This window comes from Moritella sp. (assembly GCF_033791185.1).
Taxonomy (GTDB): Bacteria; Pseudomonadota; Gammaproteobacteria; order Enterobacterales; family Moritellaceae; genus Moritella.
Genome location: NZ_JASJHF010000167.1, coordinates 25750 through 32311 on the forward strand (window position 1 = coordinate 25750; position 6562 = coordinate 32311).

Sequence of the window (6562 nt, forward strand, 5' to 3'; positions counted from 1 at the left end):
TTACTTTAGACCTCCCTGTACTAATTCACTTTTAGTGCTTGCTTGCCAACCACGTAATCCTGTCGTGATCACCCTGTCATCGATAATTTTAACTGAGGTAATATCAATACGCTGACTATTTTTTGAAATATTAGCAAAAGTATGACCGTTATAGACGAGCTTTAATCCACCAGCGCCAACTAATAACAGCTCTTCATTATTGAGCCAATCAGCAGAAAAAATATGGTTACTGACTCCAGTATCAAGGTGCTGCCAAGATTCACCTTGGTCTTGTGAAGCAAACATATTGCCGCGTAATCCGTAACTATAAAGCGACGAGCCATTCACTTCGATACCAAATAAAGAACCAAGATAATCAATATTTAACGAACGCCAACTCTTGCCCTGATTTGATGTTGCCATCCCAAGACCCGCTTCACCCACCACATAAATGTTATTATTAGCATCTGTGGTTAAAGCATTAAGGTGGAAACCTTCCGGATTAGGCACTTGATAACCAACATATTGCCAGCTATTACCACCATTGTTAGTTTCTAGCATTGCGCCATAAGCACCAATGACAAGGCCATAATCAGGGGTAGTGAATAGCACATCAAAAAAAGAAATTTCAATACCGGTATTATCCGTTAAATCTTCCAATTTATAACTTGCATCATCGAGTAGCATCTCTAACTCATCAAGTATATCCTCATCAACACTGCCCGCTTCTGCACGTTCAAACTGAACCGTTAAATCTGCGACTTGCTGCTCTAAGCTGGTTTTTAACAAACCAGTTAACTGCAAGCCGTCAAACACTTTTATCCAGTTATTGCCACCATCTGTAGTTTTTAATATCACGCCTTGATGGCCAACAGCCCAAGCAATATTTTCATCGATAATATCAACCGCAGTTATAGTCGTTTGCACCGGTACATTGGCTTGTAACCACTCTGAGTCACTGCCTTTTCTAACTAAAATCCGGCCATACTCACCCACTAATATTTGCTGTTGCTTAAAACGATCAATTTCTAAAAATACACTTTTTTCAGCAAGATTATTTTTCTCAGCTGCGACAGTAAGTACATTATTATCAACAAACTCACTCGCACTATGTACTGGTAAACTTAATGCACATAACAGCGCTAGCCACTTCTTATCCATACTCGGCATGTCTACCATCCTAATCCCTTAATATCATACATTTTTAAAACCTAGTAACCTGCTCTCTTATTATGCTGGTACAGGTGTCCTACACACTTTATGAATGGCAATGTTCTCCCCGATAAACACCCGGAGTAACGCCCTTCCAACGCTTAAATGCACGAGAAAAGTTAGCCACATTAGAAAAACCTAATAAATAACTAATCTCCCCTAGCGACAATAAATTCTGGTTTAAGTATTTTTCAGCCATTGATTGACGAATATTTTCAACAAGATCTTTATAACTGGTACCTGAATCATTCAGCTTTCGCTGTAAGCTACGTTGGCTAAAATTCAACTTCTCAGCCACTAAATCTATATTCGGTACGCCTGTCGCCATCAACGAAACTACTTCTGAACGCACTTTACAGACCACATTGTTACCACTTAACCCCGCAAGATAATCATCAGCGGCTTTATCACTTAATAAAATAAGATCGGGTGCGAAATTAGGTAAACGTCGGGCGAGTAGATTGCGGTCCATAATAAGCATAGATTTATTGGCATTAAATTCAATCGAACAGCCAGTATAGGCTTCAAATTCGTCACGGCAGCGACTATCAACAGTGGTGTATATTTTGACTGGCGTGAATCCCGGATTTGAAAGATCTCGACATATTTTAATGATCGATAGCAACATGGTTAATTCAAGTTGCTCGCCGATGCGATTAATGTTGTTTTCGGTCTCATTCAAATTTAATTCAAGATAACAGTGCGCTTCGTCTTCGCTTAAATTAATACGGCAAGTACTACTCAGTACACGGTCATAATGTACTAGACGAGTAAATGCATCCTGTAAAGAAGATGATGCTTGCAATGCATAGCCAAGTGCATGAAAGGTTGTCGCAACGATACACTGGCTAACTTTGATTGGTAATAGAGGGTCATCCGTTAATTCCGCGGATTGTTCGAAGAGTTTATTACACAGACTAACAGGCACACGACTGCCGACATTCGATATCTCATTAATATTAATTTCGGATTTTGAAAGTAGCTCAAACGGCTCTATACCTTTCCACAACAAGGCTTTATAGAGCGCGACTAACCAGCCACCGATCACATCTCCTTGTCCATCCATTATCAGCACTCCTTTGCTACTATTACGATTATTTATGCTTATTGTTCCATTGCAGCATAGTTTAAAACGAGTCTCGGACTCAATCAAACCATGACTGGAAGAACAAATATTTCACATGGACAACATATTCGCAACAAGCTTAACGCAAAAATTAGAGCTTAGCATCATAATAATTCAAACGTTTGATTAAATCATTATAAAAGCTATTAGATTACTCACAGATTTAATACCTACTGTGATGAACAAGTATAGCTAAACGACCTAGAGGATCTCGCTAAATATGTCCGCCGCTTCAATATCAAGGATACCAGAACGATTGACTGTTATTTTATGGCGTTGGTAAACAACTTTCGCACTATCGTCTTTCAAGCCAACCACCACGTTGACTTGAAAACGTCTTTCAATTGCTTCTTTACTTATTTTACCGTCATTTTCCGTATAAACAGCGCCGGTTCCTCGCTCTAAATAGCGGATGAGTGGACGCACGCTAAAATATATCTGCTCTTGAATTCGATCATAACCCGCTTGAAAACCCTTGTTACTCACTCGAGTATCAAGGCGGTAATGTAATAGAATTGATTCTTGCTTGTTCTGCGGTCGTCGGCGATATAGTACCTCACGAACGGCAGGTGGTAATTTGCTTTGTTTAATATAATCAAGCCATACACGTTGCTTTGATATTATTTGCTGATTTGATGTATCAATTAAATTCCTTGACCACTTTGGTCTGCCCTTACGGATCCAGCGCCACAATGTATTGTTAAATTCATCTTTGAAGATCTCCCTGAAACCATAAATAACCGACAATACTGCAATCAACGCATAGGTTAGTCCTTTCAGCTCACCTTGAGCAAACAAAATCAGACTTAATACAATCACCATCACTAATGAGGTTGCAGTTCCTTTTACCACTTTTTTCTGATGCTTACCCAATTGTTGGGTCTCTTCCTTAAAGATCACGCCATGTTCGATTAAACGACGTAATAAACGCATTTTATTGGCAATTCGATTTGGATCTAATAACGTATTAGCAGAGTTATAACCATTTTCTAAACGGTACTTAGCTTCACCACGGCAAAAGCCGATTATCTCAGCGCGTTCATCAAGAAATTCATTGTTTTTCTTGCGTTTTGATAAGGCTTTATAACAGCACTGCTCACTAAACCATGAAAGGTAATTGTCTACGTTATTGAAATAAGCTTTTAGTTTTTCATCTGTTGGGGCATTTCGACGAAACTTTTTAATGATCGATTTAGCAACATCAATTAACTCAATGAGGGCTGAATAAAATAAGTGCTGCTCAATTTGCTGTTCAATATTGCTAATATCTTTTTCAAAAGCTTTAGCGAATTGATAAGCAAACAGATTCAAATTTACACGGTATTCGTCAGGTGAACGTTTCATCCGGCTGGCAAAACGGCTTTGTACTAATGGAAGGTGTAACCCCTCTGAGTAATACGCGCGCTTTCCTTGAATGCCACGATAGAAATAAGCTTCTTCCGTCAATGTCTGTGGGTTAATGCCCATCTCATTAGGCAACAATAAATACACGTCAACGCGACGATAATCACCTTGTGGGATAAGGTGATTAAGTTTAAATGATAATTTATCTTCTTGCTTTAAAACAATCTTAGCCACGCGCTACACACCCCTTAATCCTTAATTATTACACGCATTCCCTTTGATCCATAACGTATGCCTTATCGTTATGCCTAAACATCATGGGGTTAATTTATGGCTAAGTATATTATCCTTTACAACACTAAATAAGAAGTTAAATCCAAATAGTTAGCTGAATTGTTATTTTTCTTTTCAATTGATGAAAAATAAGGCATTTCCCCCATCAAAGGTGCAGATAAAGCTTCTCTTAAGGTGCCAATCATTTCATCATAATTAGCAATATCTGTGGTTAAACTGTTTGCAACCCAACCGACAAAGTTAGCACCGGAATGTTGGATCGCTTGTGCTGATAATATCGCATGATTTAAACAACCTAACTTAACCCCTACTACAAGAATAACATCTAACTTATTTTCAGCTACCCAAGATGAAAAATAGTGACGATTATCAATAGGAAGATGCCAACCACCCGCGCCTTCTATAACAGTAAAATCGATCTCATGAGGCACTTGCGCGAGAGAAGTATCCACCAGCCCAAGATCAATCGACTCACCGCGTTGATGGGCGGCGATATGTGGTGCAATAGGCTGTTGATAAGCAATCGGGTTTATTATTTGGTAAGCTAATTTATGCGAGGCATGCTGCTGTAACAACAAGGCATCGTCATTACGTAAACCGCTCGGCGTTAACTCACAACCAGCGGCGATGGGTTTTAAACCTACCGTTTTTAAACCTAAATTGTTCGCGTAATCAAGGACTGCACAACTAATTACAGTTTTACCAACATCAGTATCAGTACCGGTAATAAATACTTTTTTTGAATTCATTGTCATCAATAACCTTAAGGTTTTGTTTTAAATTACTATAGGGGTTAAATTAGAACAGGGTTTAAATCAAGCAATACTAACACTTACGTAACAAGCAGTAAGCGAGTTTATAGCTCAGTGGTAATAAGCCTTGATTATCACGTAACGTTTCGTAATTGGCTTTGAATGCCCTTAGCTCGCCTCGTGTCGTCGGCCTAGCATCCTTATTATGTACATGATTAGCGCCAATGCCTTTCAGGCTTTGCATCACTTCTTTAACGCTGGAGTAATACATGGTTTGAATTTCAACCTGAAAGCTCTCGACACTTAAACCCGACTTTAATAGCGAGGCTTTAATCTCAGGTTCTGAAAGAAAGCGATTAACATGGCGATGCTCATTGACGCTCGACCATGACAGGGTTAGTTCATTCAAACTCCCCGACACTAATGTACTAAACAGCATCAAACCTCCCTGCTTCAAGCAACGTGACACTTCGATTAACGGCATTGCCAAATCGTCACACCATTGCAAGGCAAGATTAGAAACACACAAGTCAATGCTCGAGGATTGTAATGGTAAGGCTTCAGCATCCGCATTTAACCAATGAGGTTGTAACGGTAATTGATGGTGCTGTTGGGCGTAGGCAAGCATGCCAAAAGATAAATCAACCGCAATCAAGCTTTCACTGTAATGCGCTAATGTTGGTAATAGTGCCCCACTACCGCAACCTAGATCGACAGTGCTTGCATAGGCCTTACTACCGTTCGATAGCCCAGGTAAATAGCCTAATAATTTATCACTAGATAAACGTTGCAATACCGCATGCTGATCATAACTCGCCGCCGCTTTACCAAAACAACGTGCAACTGCACTTTTATCAATCATGCAGCGCCTCCTTTAATCGTGTCAATAATAAATCAATATCTTCAATACTGTGATTTGCTGATAGGGTAATTCGTAAACGTGACGAGCCTTGAGGCACTGTCGGTGGGCGAATTGCTTTTACCAATAAACCTTTGCTGGCAAGGTACTGACTGATTTTCATCGCTTTGCTCGCATCACCAATAATAAGGGGCTGAATAGCACTATCAGATGGCATTAATGTAATATTGCGTAACGAGCACTGTTGTTTAAAATAACAAATTAATTGATTCAAATGAGTAACTCGCCACATTTCTGTCGCCATAATAGTCAATGCTTTATCAATACATACCGCCATTGCAGCCGGCATTGCTGTCGAATAAATATAGGGTTTAGAAAAGTTAACTAAATATTCAATAACGTCTTTAGAAGCGGCAACAAATGCCCCTGATACCCCCACCGCTTTACCAAATGTCGCCATGTATAAATTAACATCATTTGTCGATAGCAGATGCTGTTTAAGGCTATTTTGTCCTTGCGGTAAGACCCCAAAACCATGTGCATCATCGACTAATAACCAGCTGTCATGGACTTTACATAGCCGACTAATTCCCTGCAGATCGGCCGAATCACCATCCATACTAAACACACCTTCCGTGACCACGAGTGAATTCGCCGATTGCGGTCGGTGTTGACTCAGAAGTTGTGCCAGATGGGCGGTATCATTATGCTTAAAGCGTTTCATCGATACCGGCGAATAGACGCCAGCCTCAATTAACGAAGCGTGATTAAGCTTATCCTGAACCAATAAATCATTCTTATTTAACAAGGCTTTTATCAATGCTTGGTTAGCACTGTAGCCAGAATTAAATAATAAACTTGATTCATAACCGGTTATTTCCGCTAATTTTGCTTCTAATGCTGCATGCGCCTGCGTATAACCTGTGACTAAAAAAGACCCTCCGCTACCAACACCATATTGATTTGCGCCACGCTGCCAGGCAGCAATTATATCGG

General features: G+C 39.8%; 6 protein-coding genes. All 6 read right to left on the reverse strand.

The window, feature by feature from the left end:
* Positions 1–1158 carry a YCF48-related protein gene (locus tag QNK26_RS10055; RefSeq protein ID WP_319222647.1) on the reverse strand — a complete coding sequence of 386 codons (1158 nt, stop codon included), beginning with the start codon at positions 1156–1158 and terminating at the stop codon, positions 1–3.
* Between the two features lie 79 nt (positions 1159–1237).
* Positions 1238–2257, reverse strand: coding sequence for an AraC family transcriptional regulator (locus QNK26_RS10060; protein ID WP_319222648.1), 1020 nt, complete (start codon positions 2255–2257; stop codon positions 1238–1240).
* 261 nt (positions 2258–2518) lie between these two features.
* A complete protein-coding gene (locus tag QNK26_RS10065) occupies positions 2519–3895 on the reverse strand; it encodes a hypothetical protein (protein ID WP_319222649.1) in 1377 nt (458 codons plus the stop codon).
* Positions 3896–4011: 116 nt separating this feature from the next.
* A complete protein-coding gene (gene bioD / locus QNK26_RS10070; RefSeq protein WP_319222650.1) occupies positions 4012–4710 on the reverse strand; it encodes a dethiobiotin synthase in 699 nt (232 codons plus the stop codon).
* Positions 4711–4780: 70 nt separating this feature from the next.
* Positions 4781–5569 (reverse strand): malonyl-ACP O-methyltransferase BioC, encoded by a 789-nt coding sequence (bioC, locus tag QNK26_RS10075; protein WP_319222651.1) that lies wholly within the window; start codon positions 5567–5569, stop codon positions 4781–4783.
* Positions 5562–6562, reverse strand: a 1001-nt coding sequence (locus tag QNK26_RS10080) for an 8-amino-7-oxononanoate synthase (protein WP_319222652.1), incomplete at its 5' end; no start/stop codon positions are given. The genes bioC and QNK26_RS10080, both read right to left, overlap by 8 nt.